At 70.7% G+C, this 13826-nt stretch carries 15 protein-coding genes and 1 tRNA gene; 6 read left to right on the top strand and 10 right to left on the bottom strand.

Translation table 11 applies throughout. The annotated features are described in order from the left end of the window. Positions 1–67 precede the first annotated feature (67 nt). From L3Q67_RS11625 to L3Q67_RS11610, 4 genes are all read right to left on the bottom strand, one after another. Complete coding sequence (locus tag L3Q67_RS11625) at positions 68–1438, bottom strand: sensor histidine kinase (protein WP_499189516.1); 1371 nt, start codon at positions 1436–1438, stop codon at positions 68–70. A 245-nt stretch (positions 1439–1683) separates the two neighbouring features. Further along, positions 1684–2535: an Fpg/Nei family DNA glycosylase gene (locus L3Q67_RS11620; protein WP_209663308.1), complete on the bottom strand. Its 852-nt coding sequence runs from the start codon at positions 2533–2535 to the stop codon at positions 1684–1686. 3 nt (positions 2536–2538) lie between these two features. Next, a complete protein-coding gene (locus tag L3Q67_RS11615) occupies positions 2539–2979 on the bottom strand; it encodes a DUF983 domain-containing protein (protein ID WP_499189515.1) in 441 nt (146 codons plus the stop codon). Between the two features lie 79 nt (positions 2980–3058). Then, positions 3059–4495, bottom strand: a complete 1437-nt coding sequence (locus L3Q67_RS11610) for a sigma-70 family RNA polymerase sigma factor (protein WP_499189514.1) — start codon at positions 4493–4495, stop codon at positions 3059–3061. Between the two features lie 186 nt (positions 4496–4681). Between L3Q67_RS11610 and L3Q67_RS11605 the strand changes: the two genes are divergently transcribed. Both L3Q67_RS11605 and L3Q67_RS11600 read left to right on the top strand, forming a co-directional pair. Continuing rightward, a tRNA-Gly gene (locus L3Q67_RS11605) sits at positions 4682–4754 on the top strand. Between the two features lie 709 nt (positions 4755–5463). Next, a complete protein-coding gene (locus L3Q67_RS11600) occupies positions 5464–6057 on the top strand; it encodes a lytic polysaccharide monooxygenase auxiliary activity family 9 protein (RefSeq protein WP_209663311.1) in 594 nt (197 codons plus the stop codon). A gap of 74 nt (positions 6058–6131) precedes the next feature. Here the strand turns inward: L3Q67_RS11600 and L3Q67_RS11595 are convergent, their stop codons facing one another. From L3Q67_RS11595 to L3Q67_RS11585, 3 genes are all read right to left on the bottom strand, one after another. Further along, positions 6132–6542 (bottom strand): Imm7 family immunity protein, encoded by a 411-nt coding sequence (locus L3Q67_RS11595; protein ID WP_423576848.1) that lies wholly within the window; start codon positions 6540–6542, stop codon positions 6132–6134. Between the two features lie 22 nt (positions 6543–6564). Next, positions 6565–6858, bottom strand: a complete 294-nt coding sequence (locus L3Q67_RS11590) for a YiaA/YiaB family inner membrane protein (RefSeq protein WP_499189513.1) — start codon at positions 6856–6858, stop codon at positions 6565–6567. Between the two features lie 196 nt (positions 6859–7054). After that, the gene (locus L3Q67_RS11585) at positions 7055–7666 is read right to left on the bottom strand and encodes a hypothetical protein (protein WP_499189512.1); all 612 of its coding nucleotides are present in this window, start codon (positions 7664–7666) and stop codon (positions 7055–7057) included. Between the two features lie 218 nt (positions 7667–7884). On the opposite strand from L3Q67_RS11585, the gene L3Q67_RS11580 reads away from it, so the two are divergent. After that, positions 7885–9258: a zinc-binding metallopeptidase family protein gene (locus L3Q67_RS11580; RefSeq protein ID WP_499189511.1), complete on the top strand. Its 1374-nt coding sequence runs from the start codon at positions 7885–7887 to the stop codon at positions 9256–9258. Position 9259: 1 nt separating this feature from the next. Here the strand turns inward: L3Q67_RS11580 and L3Q67_RS11575 are convergent, their stop codons facing one another. The 3 genes from L3Q67_RS11575 to msrA form a co-directional block, all read right to left on the bottom strand. Next, positions 9260–9466 (bottom strand): hypothetical protein, encoded by a 207-nt coding sequence (locus L3Q67_RS11575; RefSeq protein WP_499189510.1) that lies wholly within the window; start codon positions 9464–9466, stop codon positions 9260–9262. A gap of 63 nt (positions 9467–9529) precedes the next feature. Beyond that, positions 9530–10348, bottom strand: a complete 819-nt coding sequence (locus tag L3Q67_RS11570) for a hypothetical protein (protein WP_499189509.1) — start codon at positions 10346–10348, stop codon at positions 9530–9532. 78 nt (positions 10349–10426) lie between these two features. Beyond that, positions 10427–11089 carry a peptide-methionine (S)-S-oxide reductase gene (msrA, locus tag L3Q67_RS11565; protein WP_499189508.1) on the bottom strand — a complete coding sequence of 221 codons (663 nt, stop codon included), beginning with the start codon at positions 11087–11089 and terminating at the stop codon, positions 10427–10429. 64 nt (positions 11090–11153) lie between these two features. Between msrA and L3Q67_RS11560 the strand changes: the two genes are divergently transcribed. From L3Q67_RS11560 to L3Q67_RS11550, 3 genes are read left to right on the top strand one after another with little or no spacing between them, the layout of a single operon-like run. Beyond that, a complete protein-coding gene (locus L3Q67_RS11560; protein WP_499189507.1) occupies positions 11154–11804 on the top strand; it encodes a hypothetical protein in 651 nt (216 codons plus the stop codon). Next, entirely contained in the window at positions 11801–12688 is an 888-nt protein-coding gene (locus tag L3Q67_RS11555; RefSeq protein WP_499189506.1) for a hypothetical protein, read from the top strand. The genes L3Q67_RS11560 and L3Q67_RS11555 overlap by 4 nt, the downstream gene beginning before the upstream one ends. Continuing rightward, positions 12685–13818 (top strand): acyltransferase family protein, encoded by a 1134-nt coding sequence (locus L3Q67_RS11550; RefSeq protein ID WP_499189505.1) that lies wholly within the window; start codon positions 12685–12687, stop codon positions 13816–13818. The genes L3Q67_RS11555 and L3Q67_RS11550 overlap by 4 nt, the downstream gene beginning before the upstream one ends. Positions 13819–13826: the final 8 nt, after the last annotated feature.

Below are 13826 nucleotides of genomic sequence, written 5' to 3'. Positions count from 1 at the left end.
CCGGTGCCGCCAGGGGCCGCCTGGGCGCGAAGGGCGCGACCGAGGCTTCGCGGACGCCCCCTTGCGATCAGCGGGGTCCCGCCGCCGTCGGACGGCCCTCGCGGGTGGACTGCGGGCGGTGCCGCGCGGTGTGGCCGCGGCCGCGCTGCGGCTGCACCACCGGCTGCTGGTGCACGACCGCCGCGGGCACCGAGTCGGCGGCGGGATCGCGGTCCTGCGTGGCCTCGGTGTACTCCGGCACGGTGGCCCGCACGCCACGCGCGTACTTCGGCACCCGCAGGGTCACCTTCATGCCCGCGCCGGGCGCGGTCTCCACGGTCAGCGCGTACTCGTCGCCGAAGAGCTGGCGCATGCGCTGGTTGATGTTGCCCAGGCCGACGTGCGCGCCGGACTGGTGCGAGTCGTGCAGTTCGGACAGCCGCGCCGGGTCCATGCCGACGCCGTCGTCCTCCACGCTGATCAACGCCTCGGCGCCGTGGTCCTGCGCGATCACCGTGACCGTGCCGCCGTTCGGCTTGTTCCACAGCCCGTGCTTGACCGCGTTCTCCACCAGCGGCTGGATGATCAGGAACGGCACCACCACCGACAGCACCTCGGGCGCGATCTTCAGCCGGACGTTGAGCTTGCCGGCGAACCGCGCGCTCTCGATGGTCAGGTAGCGGTCGATGTTGCGCAGTTCTTCGGCGAGCGAGGTGAACATGCCGGAGCTCCGGAAGATGTACCGGGTGAAGTCGGCGAACTCCTGCAGCAGCTCGCGCGCCTCCTCCGGATCGGTGCGGATCAGCGAGGAAATGGTGTTCAGCGCGTTGTAGACGAAGTGCGGCGAGATCTGCGCCCGCAGCGCCTTCACCTCGGCCTGCTGCAGCTGGAGCTTGGAGTCCTCCAGGCGGGCCAGCTCGAACTGGGTGCAGACGAACTGCGAAACCGCGTCGGCCATCTCGACCAGCCGCTTGCCGCGGGTCCGGCCGACCACGATCAGCACCGCCTGCGTCTGCTCCTCGACGATCAGCGGCACGATCACCGCGGTGCGCATCAGGCAGTTGCCGCGGTGGTTGCAGGGCAGCTTCTCGTGCCCGACCACCTCGCGGCGGTGCCGCCGGATGGTCACCGCGATCGCGTCACGCAGGTCGTCGTAGTGCTCATTGGCTTCGCCGTCCCAGGACAGCAGCGTGCCGTCGGCGTCGGTGATGCCGACCGCCACGCACTTGAGCGTCTCGAGCATCTGCGTGGTGATCCGGTCCGCGGAGTTCTCGTCGAGGCCGCGGCGCAGGTCCGGGGTGGCCTTGGACATCCGGCGGACGGCCTCGAGCACCGCGTCGTCGACGAAGCTCGCCGGACGGCGGCTGCGGACGAGCACGACGATCAGCAGGATCACCGCGACGGCCGCGACGCTCCACGGGATGATCTGCGCGAGAGGCAACCCGGACACGGCGTTCATGCTCTGCGCTCCGGCATCCGGGTGCAAGGGGGTTTCCTCCACTTTCTGTGCATGATCGACAACCAGCAGCTACCCATTGTGACACCCGTCGGGGGTCCCCCGCCGCTGACCTGGTACTTCACCGGTCCGCAGGGTGCCCAGGCCGGCGGCACGCTCAGTGCATGACAAAGCGATCACGGCCGCTCCACGCTGAGTCGGCGGCGGGCACCCCGAACGAGGAGCCGACGGCCATTCGGGCGAGGCGCTCACTTGAGCAGCCGGGAGAGCCTCCGGTCGGCCAGCGGTTTGCCGCCGGTCTGGCAGGTCGGGCAGTACTGGAAAGCCTTGTCGGCGAAGGAGATCTCCCGCACGGTGTCGCCGCAGACCGGGCACGGCATCCCGGCGCGCGCGTGCACCCGCAGTCCCGAGCGCTTCTCGCCCTTCAACCGCGCGGCGGCTTGGCCGACCGAGCGCTCCACGGCGTCGGTGAGCACGCCGGAGATCGCGCCGGACAGCCGGTCCAGCGCTTCGTCGGAGAGCTTGCCGGTGGTGGCGTACGGCGAGAGCTTCGCGGTGTGCAGGATCTCGTCGGAGTAGGCGTTGCCGATGCCCGCGATCAGGGACTGATCGGTCAGCGCGGTCTTCAGGCGCTCGGTCCGGCCGCGGAACAGCTCGGCGAGCTTCGTCCGGTCCACGGTCAGCGCGTCGGGGCCCAGCCGCGCGATGCTGGGGATTTCGGCAGGGTCGCGGGTGATCCACACCGCGAGCCCCTTCTTCGTGCCCGCCTCGGTCAGGTCGAAACCGGGACCGGACAGGTGCACCCGCAGCGCCAGTGGCCCCTTCCCGGGCTTGGGCGGGGTCGGGGAGAGCGAATCCGACCAGCGCAGCCAGCCCGCCCTGGCCAGGTGCGTGACCAGGTGGATGCCGTCGCAGTCCAGGTCGAGGTGCTTGCCGAACCGGCCCGCCGCGGTGACCTCGCGGCCCTTCAGTTCCGTCCACGCGGGACTGACCGTCTTCAGCACGGTCATCGAAGCCACATCCACCCGGCTGACCACCCGGCCGACGGCGAACTCACGCAGGTGGTGCGCCAGCGCTTCGACCTCGGGCAGTTCGGGCATGGCCTACTCCACCGGGTGCAGGGGCCCGTCGAAATCGGGCAGCGAGTGCTTCTGGATGGTCTTGGCGATCCGGCTCATCTCGCCGCGCACGGAGAACATGCCGCGAACGGTGCCCACCCAGCGCTCCGACGGGCGCTCACCGGTGGCGTCGCCCTCGGTCTCGGCGACCACGGTCCACGGCCGCCGCAGGATCCAGCGCAGCGGGAAGAAGATCACGATCAGCAGCAGGGCCAGCAGCACCCAGCTGGGCACCACCACGTCCTCCGGCGTCCACACCACCAGGATCACCGCGAGCACCACGGTGACGAACAGCATGGCGATACCGGGGGCGTGGCTACCGGCCACGTCGTGCTCGAAATCGTCCGCGGTGGCGGGTGGCCGCCACTCCAGCTGGCTCCGGAGAACCCAATCACGACCGTCGGCACCATGTACCAGGCGGTTCATCCACAGCCTCCAGGCGAGCAGCGCGGCACGAGCCAGACCACGGTACCGCGAGCCGCTCGTCCAGCGCGAGACCGGAAAGTCACCCGCCGGTAGCTGTCGGTGGCGAGTCGGTCACCTCGTCGGCGGGCACCTCGGCGTCACCGCTCCTGGTCGGCCGGATGCCGCTGGTCGGCGCGGGCAGCACCGAGGTCGCCGGCTCGGTCGTCTCCGGGACGTCGGTGGTGCTCAGGAGCTCGTCCGTGGGCGGGTCGACGTCGTCGCGCGGGGTGTTGCCCACGCCGGGGTCGTCCGGGCCGGTCACCATCGGGTCGTCGCCGGGCGGGCCCGGGAGATCCACGGTGCCGGGCAGGTCGTGCTCGCCGGGCAGCACCACCCCGCCGGCCGAACCGCCCGGCAGCGCGGGCAGCTGACCGGGACCCGGCTGCACCTCCGGGTGCTGCGGCAGGGGTGGCACCGGCGGGGAAGCCTGGTTGTGCAGCGACTCGGTGGCGACCACCGGCGTCTGCACCCGGTCGGGCGGCACCGCCGCGGGTTCGGCGGCGATCAGCTCCTGCCCGCCCAGACCGGGGAGGCCGAGGTGGAACGGCTGCGCCGAGTGGTCCACCAGCGGGCCGACCGCCACGCCGACCGCACCGGCCGCCGCGGTCGAGGCCAGCGCCATGCCGACCTTCATCTTCGAGCCGACCAGCAGCCCCTTCAGCCCGGCGAGAAGACCGCCCGCCTGCAGGCCCTCCAAGGAGAGCGCGGAGACGGGCAGCAGGAGCACGATCACGCCGGCGTGCGCGCGAAGCGAGGAGCAGACCTCCCGCAGTTCGTCCGCGGTGGCGCGGCAGGAGGAGCAGCCGAGCAAATGCGCCTGGATACGGCGCGCCTCGGTGCCGGTGACGCTGCCCGCGGTGTAGCCGCCGAGCTTCTCGATCACCGCGCGGCAGCCGTCCGCGCCGCGGTGCACCGACAGGTGCGCCTGCAGGTACGCCGCACGCAACCCCTGACGGGCGCGGCGGGCCAGCGCCGCCGTCGCGTTCGCGCTCAAACCGAAGTGGGGCGCGACCACCGCGGGCTGCTCACCCTCCACTTCGGTCTGCCACAGCACGGTCCGCCAACGCTCGGGCAAGCTGGTGAAGGCACGGGTGATCAGCGTGTGCTCAGCCGTACGGGCGTGCGCGTCGGCGCCCGCCCCGGCCCGGTGAGTCAACTCGTCCTCGGAGACCGGCACATCGCGGCGAGCGCCGTGCCACTCCCACGACACCCGGCGGGCCACGGTCAGCAGATAGGCACGCACGTTGTCACGCGGACCGGACCCGCGGCGCAACGCCTGCAGCACGCGGAAGAAGGTCTCCGCGGTGATGTCCTCGGCCTCCGACCGATCCGACGCCAGCCCCAGCGCCAACCGCCGCACCGCCGCCGCGTGCAGCTCGAACAGCTCGCCGAACGCCGCGTCTTCCCCGTCCCGGAGTCGTTGCAGCAGCGCGGGCTCACCGGAAACCGGCGGCGGGACCGTACTTTGCTCGGTCATCCAGCCAGGCACCTCCCCGCCAAACGCTAACCCGTTCGGTTGAATGTGGACACCATACGGAGCGAACTCGTGGCCGTCACCCCTCGTGCGCCAAGGGTAACCAAAGAGCCACAGTCCGGGTGGGTAAAAGTGCCCCTCCCGGACCGTTGTATAGTTTGCCCCGCACCGGCGGAAACCGCCGGGCAGGCGGACGTAGCGCAGCTGGTAGCGCATCACCTTGCCAAGGTGAGGGTCGCGGGTTCGAGTCCCGTCGTCCGCTCTCGATCTTCCGTGCCCGGTGTTCGGCGTTCCGCCTTCCCCGGGGTCGATCCTCGAATCCTCCTTTGTGGGGCCAAGCCCCACACCCCGGCCGGGGGCGAGCCCCCGGACCCCCGTCTGGCTCGGCCTGCGGCCATCGTCCTACTCCTGCTGGCATGGCTCGGCCTGCGGCCATCGGAACCACTTCTGCCGGTGTGGCTCGGCCTGCGGCCATCGTCCTACTCCTGCTGGCATGGCTCGGCCTGCGGCCATCGGAACCACTCCTGCTGTGTTCTCTTGGCCTGCGGCCATCGACTTCTGCTGGGCCGTCTCGGCCTGCGGCCATCGGGGCGCTTCTGCTGGCGCGGCTTGGCCTGCGGCCATCGGGGCTGCTCCTGCTGGTGCTCTTGATCGACTTTCTGGTGGGTCGTCTCGGCCTGCGGCCATTGATTTGTTGAGCGGTCTGCTTGCGAAGCCTTTCTCCATCCTTGGTGGTGCGTGACGGGTGGAGTTGGGGCGGGGTGATCACTGGGTGTGATGGGGGGTGGGTTTGGGGGTGGGGGTGCGGCCGAATGGGGGTGGCTGGGGGTAGGGGGCGCCACGGTGCGTGTGGGGTGGAATCTTGGTCTAGTCCAATTGTGTCGTGGTCTAGACCACGGTGACGGTGGTCACCTAAACTCGGTGGACCCAGCTCCCCCCGAATCGCTTCGCTTATCCACCAAGGAGCAAGCATGGCCAAGAAGATCCTGGGCAGAATCGCCGCCGTCGCCGCCGGTTGCGTCGCCTTGCCGGTGGTGCTCGCCGGCGTCGCACAGGGGCACGGTTACACCACCAACGCGCCGAGCCGCGCGTACCACTGCAAGACCGGCGCGGTCGCCAACTGCGGCCCGATCCAGTGGGAACCGCAGAGCGTCGAGGGCCCGAAGGGCTTCCCGGCGGCGGGCCCGGCCAACGGCAAGATCTGCGCGGGCGGGCTCGGGCAGTTCGCCCAGCTCGACGACCCGCGCGGCGGCAGCTGGCCTGCCAAGCAGGTCGGCAGCGGGTCGAACCTGACCTTCAGCTGGACGCTCACCGCGGCGCACGCCACCACGTCGTTCCGCTACTTCATCACCAAGAACGGCTGGAACCCGTCCGCCCCGCTGACCCGCGACCAGCTGGAGAGCCAGCCGTTCTACTCGGTGCCGTTCAACGGTCAGCGCCCCGGCTTCACCGTCACGCACACCGGCAAACTGCCTGCCAAGTCCGGCAGGCACCTGGTGCTCGCGGTGTGGGACATCGCCGACACCGGCAACGCGTTCTACCAGTGCGCGGACGTGCAGTTCTGAGTTTTCCCGTCAGTTGAACAAGACTCCGGGACGGGCCGGCCTGCCACCCTGCAGCGGCCGGTCCGTCCCGGGTTTCAGAATTCGGCGTAGGCGTCCGCGTCGGCCACCGTCGGCACCACCGGCGAGAGGAACGGGTCGGCGCATTCGGTGACCTGCCCGCGCACCATCCGGTAGACACGGAACTCGTTGCCGTGGGCGAAATCCTCGTCGTCGTGGACGTGCAGCAGCCCGTAGGAGGCCGGTGCCAGCTCCCCGACGCGGATGAACAGGTGCAGCAGCGAGGCGCCCACCGTGCTCGGGCGCTTCAGCACCCCGCCGAGGTGCAGCACCGGCACGCCGTTGGCGTAGCGGAGGTCCACCAGCTGGGCGTTGCCGAACTCCCGCACCACCCGGCCGACACGGTCGACGGCGCGTTCCAGCAGCCCGTCCGGTTCGTCGCCGTCCGCGCTGACCTGGATCGTCACCCACCCGTGGTATTCGAACATGTCAAGAGCCTAGGTCCAGCGGCTAAGCCGGCTCCTTGAAGGGGTCGTGCTCGGCGAGCAGCTTGTCCAGCCGCGCCTGGTCGACCCGGCTCACCAGGTAGCTGTCCTCCTGGCGGTCGCGCACGACCTTCGCCAGGGTGAAGGCCGAGGTGATCGCGAAGAGCATGCTGACCGCGAGGAAGGCCCGGATCCACGGGTCGACCGGGAGGAACGCGACCCCCACCGCCACCGCCACGAGCGCGATGCCGAACGAAAGGGCCGCCTGCGCGAAGAAGGCCCCGGTGGTCGGAGCTGAGGACGAAACCGCTTTACCCATGGGTGAAACGGTCCGCCACCACAGCCGCGATGTCTTGAGTACACCTACTCAACCCCAGGTCACGACTTCACCCGCACGCTCCCCAGGCCGCCCTGGCGTCGACCCCGATCAGGTCCAGCGCGAGGTCGAACAGGCTCGCACTGCGCCAGCGAGTCCGTCGGAAACAAACGCAACAAACGCAGTGAACGCAACACGTTCAGGCGACCGGCTCCCAGAGGGTGAGGAAGGCGGCGGCTTCGCTGCGGATCCAGTGGTCCAGGCGGTCGCGGTCCCGGCGGCCCAGGGTGTACGGCTTCGCGCGCCGGACGTCCAGGACCATGGGCTCGCCGCCGCTGGGGAGCAGTTCCTTCATCCGCAGCTCCATCAGGCGCAGCGCCAGGTGCGCGGCATCCCGGTTGAGCGGCTCCTCCTTGAAGTACAGGTGCACGGCGTGGTCCTGCCCGTTCGCCGAGCGCAGGCCGAACTGCGGGGTGATGCCGACCTCCAGCCCACCGCAGCGCCACCGGCCGCGCCCGACGTTGAGCACGGCGGGTTTGCGGCGGCCGAGGTAGCGCAGCCAGCCTTCGGCGACCGCCTGGTAGTGCGGCGCCGACCGCGGGGTCGCGTTCGCGACCAGGATGTCCATCGCGGCGGCGTCCATGTCCGCCTCCCGCCCGGTGCGGATCGCCGCGGCGGCCCGCCGGTAGAAGTCGAAGCCCGAGGGCTCCGGGTTGTCGTACATCCGCCGTTGCCGCCGCACCAGCGTGGCGCGCTTGGCGCCCGCACTGCTGCTGCAACTGACGAAGGTGGGCAAAGTTACATAGGCCACAGCGCCTCCCAGCACTCCCGCGCGACTCCCCCAAGTATAGAACATATGTTCGAAAAATGCCCGTGGAGCTGGGGATTCTTCGGGTCGCAATCGGGTGGATGCGGCCCCCGTGTGACACCTGCCCCCTGGCCCATGCCGACGTTCGGCGGTTGTCCTGGTTTCGACCGGGTTCCTAAGGTTCGGACAACGCTGGGGAAACACCGACCGATGGGGTGCACATGGCTGGGATTCGACGTCGCGACGTGATGACGGGGGCCGTCGCGCTCGCCGGTGCGGCCGCCATCGGCCTGAACCCGGCCACGGCAGCGGCCGCGGGACAGCGGCAGCGCCCGGGCGCGGCGGCCAAACCGGACCTGGCCTTCGGCGACTACCCCGTGGTCGCGCGGGTGCGGTCGCAGCGCGCGCTCGAACACCTCAAGGTGCTCAGCGACGAGATCGGCCCGCGCATCGCCGGGACCGCCGGTGAGCTGAAGGCGCGCGACCACATCGCCAGCACGCTGCGGAAACTGCGGTACCAGGTGACCGTGCAGCCGTTCCCCGTCGCTGACAAGTTCCTCGGGCGGATCCGGGTCGGTGACGACACCTGGCAGACCGGTTCTTCGCCGCAGGGTGCGCAGAACGCCACCTTCGAAGGCGAGATCGTCGACGTCGGCAGCGGCGCGCCGGACAGCTTCCCGGCCGACCTCACCGGCAAGATCGCCTTCTACGCCGGCGTCGCGAACGACGCGAACGCCTACCTGCTCGCCGCCCAGCGCGGCGCGGCGGCGGTGCTGGTCGGCCGGTTGAGCGCGACCGCGGACCGCAAGCTGTCGGCGTTCTCCCCGACCCTCCCGACCGCGGTGCGGATCCCGGTCCTCGGCCTGGCGCAGGTGCAGGCGGAGAAGCTGCGCGACCGGCTGAGGTCGGGCGCGGTCCGGCTGGAGCTGTCATCGGACCACTACACGAACCTGACCTCGTACAACGTGATCGCCGAGCGGCCGGCCACCGTGCCGGGTGACGACCAGGGCGTGGTCATGGTCACCGCGCACTACGACAGCGTCCCCGGCTCGCCGGGCGCGAACGACGACGGCAGCGGGACCGTGCTGTGCCTCGAACTGGCGCGCGTCCTGCGCTACCTGCCGACGCGCAAGGCGGTGCGCTTCGCGCTGTGGGGTTCGGAGGAGTACGGGCTGATCGGCAGCCGGTACTACGTGAACAACCTGTCCGACGCCGAGGCGAGCCGGATCGAGGGCTGCTTCCAGAACGACATGGTCGCCACCAGCCACGACCCGGCGACGGTCTACTGGCTGCTGTCGGTCGACGGGGCGGACAACGCGGTCACGCAGGCGGTCGGCGCGGCGGCGGAACGCCTCGGCTACGACCCGCGCGTCCAGGGCCCGGTGGCCCGCGGCTCCAGCGACCACGTGCCGTTCTTCGAGCGGGGTATCGCTTCGGGCAACTTCAGCTGGCGCGGTGAGAGCGGCCCGGCGGCCCTGGAGCCGACGTACCACACGCCGGAGGACACCATCGCCGACAACGTCAGCCTGGAGCGGCTGCAGGTTTCACTGGAACTGATCGGCGCCGCCGCCTACGACCTGCTCCGCCGGGAGTGACTCAAACCTGGAGGTCCGTGGTGTCCACCGCGGTCTCCAACGAGTGGAGTGACACATACCGTTGCTTCTGCACGAAGCCGGAACCACGGCCGGTGGCGTGGTGGGGCAGCGCTTTCTGGAGACTCCGGTGATCCGGGTGCCCGGGAGCGGTGAGCAGGAACACCTGGTACCGGCCGCCGGTGAGGGTCGCGGCGGACGCACTGATCACCGCGGCGACCTTCCGGTCCCAGCGGTCTTCCGACCGGCTGAGCCTGGAAGCTTCGTCGAGGGTTCACTCGACGTTGTCCCGTCGGTGCAACACGGCGGGAACGTCGGCCTTGACCTCTCGATCGGCGTAGAAGGCCACGCGCTCGACCGGGCGGAAGGCGCGCCCGGACTGGCACACGTAGGCACGGCAGTCCTGGTACAGCGGCCAGGCCTGCCTGGCGGGCACCGCCACGGTGTCGGCGATGGTCACCGGCCGCTGGGCGTACACGGCCATCACGGTGCTGCGCTGCTTCAGCCAGTTCGCCGCATCGGCGTCGATGTAGGCCGCGAGGTCGAAGATCTGCCGCACCTCGAAGGGTATGTCGACGTTGATCGTTGAATCGTGGTGCGCGAGCCGGTTCCTGAACTTCCGCACCCGCTCGACCGCCACCGCGACCTGCTTGCGCTTTCCCGACGAGTTGGGGAACGCGCGATGAAGGCAGTCGCGCCAGAGTTCTTCGTACCTCGTGCCCAGCAGGCCGGACCAGAACCCGAAGCTCAGGCCCGCGATGATCTGGTGCCGGGATTCCTGGCCCAGTGGCCGAAGCCGCTCACGAACCGTAGCCACGGCCTCGGCGACGTGCTCTCCGCCGGGAGTGGGCAGCAGGAACCACGGGATGCCGCGCTGGTCCTCACGGAAGTGCCGGCGAAGACTCCGGTCGAGCGCGTTGCGCAGCAGCACCTCGAGGTGTCCGACCACCTCGAACGCGGCCGAGGACGTCCGGCTGCCCCATTCGTACAACTCGAGCGCTTTCGCCTTGTCACAGCCGACAGTGGCGAGGTAGGGAGCCATCCGCGGCTCGGAAAGCATGTCCCAGACCACATCGACATCGACGGATGGCATGCGGAGATGCTACTGTCTGTAGCGAACGCCCCAGTGTCGCCTCTGCCGCATGCGCCTGGGGCTTCTTTATGCCCGCGGTCAGCTTTCGGTGACGCCGAGGCCGATGGGGCACGAGACGCCGGTGCCGCCGAGGCCGCAGTAGCCGTTCGGGACCTTGTGCAGGTATTGCTGGTGGTAGTCCTCGGCGTAGTAGAACTCGCCGAGCGGGGCGATTTCGGTGGTGATCGTGCCGTGGCCCGCCGACTTCAGGGCCGACTCGAAGGCGGCGCGGGAGGCGTCGAGTTCCGCGCGCTGCGTTTCGTCCGCGTAGTACGCGGCCGAGCGGTACTGGGTGCCGACGTCGTTGCCCTGGCGCATGCCCTGCGTCGGGTCGTGGCCTTCCCAGAAGACCTTCAGCAGCTGCTCGTACGACACCTGCGCCGGGTCGAACACCACCAGCACGGCTTCGGTGTGCCCGGTCAGCCCGCTGCACACCTCTTCGTACGTGGGATTCGGCGTGTGACCACCGGCATAACCGACCGCGGTCGAGTACACGCCGGAGGTCTGCCAGAACAACCGCTCGGCGCCCCAGAAGCACCCCAGGCCGAACACCGCGGTGCGCAGGCCCTCGGGGAACGGCGGCTTGATGCGGCGGTCGGGGAACACCGCGTGGAAGTCCGGGGTGACCAGCGGTTCGGCTCGGCCGGGAAGGGCCTCCTCAGCCGAGACGGAGCGGGATTTGTCACGTCCGAACCAGGTCATATCCCCACTGTACGCACCCCGGCTCTGCCCTCGCCGGAGCTGATCACGCACCATGAGAGCCACTATGGGTGACCGGGGAGGGAAACGCAGCGTGGTCGTCACGGCCGCGCTGCTCGTCGCGCTCGCGGTCCCGCCGACGGCCGCCTGGTTCGCCTGGGGCAGCGGCGCCAACCCGGAGGCCGTGGTCCAGCCGATCGAGCTGGCCGACCCCGAGCCGCGCCGCCCCGGCCCGCCGCCGTTTCCGCTGGTCACGCCACCCGGCGACCTGCTGATCGACCGCGGCAGCAGCAAGCTCTCCTCGCTCGTCACCTACCAGCTCTTCAGCCAGGAAGAGCTGGACAAGCTCGTGGCCACCGGAGTAGCCGCGGCGCACCTGCGGATGACCCGCGAGAACGGGGTGAACCTCCTGCTCAGCCGGTTCACCGCCCGCGACGACGCGCACCCGGAAGTCACCAAGGAAGCCCTCGACGGCATCTACGCGGCCGGTGGGCACCAGCTCGTCACCCCGGCCCCCGAGGGCGTCACGGTTCGCCGGTTCACCGAGGCGCCCGACGCCCCCACGATCTCGTACCACGCCCACTACGTCCGCGGCCGCGATGTGCTGCGCATCGACGCCTCCGGGGAAGCCGGGCTGGTGGGCGAGAAGATCGACGCGGCCTTCGGCGCCCTGCTCGGCAAGCAGACCGGCGAGTTCCCCGCCGGGGAGCCGCGATGAGAACGCCGGTGACCCTGCTGTCCGCGAGCGCGGCGGTGCTGACCGCGTACGGCTACCTCTTCGGCCAGTGGGCCGACCTGCACGACCAGCGCTTCGCCGTGCTCGACGTGACCAGGGACTGGATCGCCCGCCCGCTCGGGCTCGGCGAGGACTTCGGCCCGCTCGGGCTGATGCTGCTGCTGGTCGCGGCCGGGTACGCGGCGGCGGCCGGGCGCTCGCCGCGCGAGCTGTACCCGATCGCGGCGCTGGTGGTCGTGCTGCACCTGGTGCCGCCGACCGCGGGGCTGGTGCCGCTGGGCTGGTTCGCCGTGCTCACGCTCATCGGGTTCCTGCTGGCCAGGGGCACGCACCTGCTGCCGCCTGGCTACCGGTGGACCGGTCAGCTGGCGCAGCTGGTGCTCGCGCTGAACGCCGTCGCGCTGACCGGTTTCGTGCCCGATCTGCCCGCCGCGGCCGCCTTCTACCCGCTCTTCGTCGCCGGGCAACTGCTGCACACCAACCGCGCCGGGCTGCTCCCGGCCTGGGGTTGCGGCCTGCTGATCGCCGCCGTGCTCGCCGTGGTGTCGATCGCCGACCGGGTGGTGCCCGAACTCGGCGGCTGGTGGTACCCGCTCGCCGCGACCTACGCCGTGCTGCTCGGCGCGGTCGCCTTCCTGCTGGCCGGGCCCACGGCCGAGCGGATCGCCGCGAACCCCGTCGCCGGCTGGCTCGCCGAGCGCGTGTGGTGGCTGATCCCGCTGTACGCGGCGGTCGGGCACCCGCTCGCCGAACTGCTCCCCCACCCGGCCGGGCTGGTGCTCGCCACCGCCGGGGTCGGCCTGCTCGCCGAAGCCGGGCACCGCGGTTCCCGGCTCCTGTTCCAGCGCACCCGGGAGGCGGTGTGACCCAGACAGCCGCCCGCCCGGCGCGGCCCGCCGCGCCCGCCCGCGGTTCGCACTACATGCACGGGCTCGACGTGCTGCGCGTGCTCTGCTCGGTCGCGGTGCTCTACAACCACGTCGCCGGCTGGGCCAAGATGCGCGGCTCGGACGAGTTCTGGGTCGCCGACCTGATCGAGGGCGGGGTGGTCGCGTCACTGCACCTCAACGACCTGCTCGGGTTCGTCGGCGTCGGCTCGTTCCTGGTGATCAGCGGCGTGGTGGTGACGCACGTCAGCACCCGCGAGACCTCCGGGCAGTTCCTCGCGCGCCGCGCGGTGCGGTTGTTCCCGGCGTTGTGGGTGGCGATCCTGCTGGCCTGGGTGCTGGCGCTGACCGGCGCGCTCGGCGTGAACCAGCCGCCGGACTTCGGCGATCTGCTGCTCAACCTCGGCCTGCTCAACTACAGCTTCGAGGACGCGTCCACGCTGCTGGCGGTCACCTGGACGCTGACCGTGCAGGTGGTGTTCTACCTGCTCGCCGCCGCGACCATCCCGCTCCTGCGCCGGTGGCCGTGGCTGCCGCCGGCCATCGCGGCGGCACTGGTCTCGGTGCTGATCTCGGTCACCAACGACCCGTCCACCGCCGGACCGGCGCACCTGCGGATCATCGCCTCCTTCCTGCCCGTGTTGTTCCTCGGCCAACTGGTGATGCTGGTGCGCGGCAAGCGGCTCGCGCCGGTACCCGCGATCGCGCTCGGGCTGGTGCACCTGTGGCTGGCCACCCGCGCGGCGGCGACCTGGAGCGGCACCCCGGACGGCCCCGCCTACGTGCGTACGCTGGTGCTGATCCTCCTGCTCCTGTTGTTGTGCACCAGGGCGAACGGCCGGATCGCGCGCTCGCGGGTGATCAAGGTGCTGGCGGATCGGACGTACGCGGTCTACCTGCTGCACTTCGCCGTGGTGCTGAGCGCGCTGAACCTGCTGGCCGGCCCGCTGGGCTTCTGGCCGGCGCTCGGCATCGGGCTGGCTGTGCTCGCCGTCACAACGGAATTGCTGCACCGGTTCGTCGAGCGTCCGCTCGCGCGGGCTTTCCGCCGCTGGGAGGCCCGGCGAGCGGGGGCCGAGCCGGAACTCACCCGATCCGGGGACCGGTAACCTGCTGT

The sequence above is a fragment of the Saccharothrix sp. AJ9571 genome, assembly GCF_021725495.1.
Taxonomy (GTDB): Bacteria; Actinomycetota; Actinomycetes; order Mycobacteriales; family Pseudonocardiaceae; genus Amycolatopsis; species Amycolatopsis magusensis.
The sequence above is the reverse complement of the archived record's forward strand: the minus strand, read 5'-3'. Positions and strand labels throughout refer to the sequence as shown.

Excerpts from the sequence above, each read along its gene's own strand:
- L3Q67_RS11625 (WP_499189516.1), bottom strand. The coding sequence starts at position 1,438 with ATGAACGCCGTGTCCGGGTTGCCTCTCGCGCAGATCATCCCGTGGAGC.
- L3Q67_RS11595 (WP_423576848.1), bottom strand. The coding sequence starts at position 6,542 with ATGTTCGAATACCACGGGTGGGTGACGATCCAGGTCAGCGCGGACGGC.
- L3Q67_RS11560 (WP_499189507.1), top strand. The coding sequence starts at position 11,154 with ATGGGTGACCGGGGAGGGAAACGCAGCGTGGTCGTCACGGCCGCGCTG.
- L3Q67_RS11620 (WP_209663308.1), bottom strand. The coding sequence starts at position 2,535 with ATGCCCGAACTGCCCGAGGTCGAAGCGCTGGCGCACCACCTGCGTGAG.
- L3Q67_RS11570 (WP_499189509.1), bottom strand. The coding sequence starts at position 10,348 with ATGCCATCCGTCGATGTCGATGTGGTCTGGGACATGCTTTCCGAGCCG.
- L3Q67_RS11580 (WP_499189511.1), top strand. The coding sequence starts at position 7,885 with ATGGCTGGGATTCGACGTCGCGACGTGATGACGGGGGCCGTCGCGCTC.
- L3Q67_RS11615 (WP_499189515.1), bottom strand. The coding sequence starts at position 2,979 with ATGAACCGCCTGGTACATGGTGCCGACGGTCGTGATTGGGTTCTCCGG.
- msrA (WP_499189508.1), bottom strand. The coding sequence starts at position 11,089 with ATGACCTGGTTCGGACGTGACAAATCCCGCTCCGTCTCGGCTGAGGAG.
- L3Q67_RS11600 (WP_209663311.1), top strand. The coding sequence starts at position 5,464 with ATGGCCAAGAAGATCCTGGGCAGAATCGCCGCCGTCGCCGCCGGTTGC.
- L3Q67_RS11590 (WP_499189513.1), bottom strand. The coding sequence starts at position 6,858 with ATGGGTAAAGCGGTTTCGTCCTCAGCTCCGACCACCGGGGCCTTCTTC.
- L3Q67_RS11610 (WP_499189514.1), bottom strand. The coding sequence starts at position 4,495 with ATGACCGAGCAAAGTACGGTCCCGCCGCCGGTTTCCGGTGAGCCCGCG.
- L3Q67_RS11555 (WP_499189506.1), top strand. The coding sequence starts at position 11,801 with ATGAGAACGCCGGTGACCCTGCTGTCCGCGAGCGCGGCGGTGCTGACC.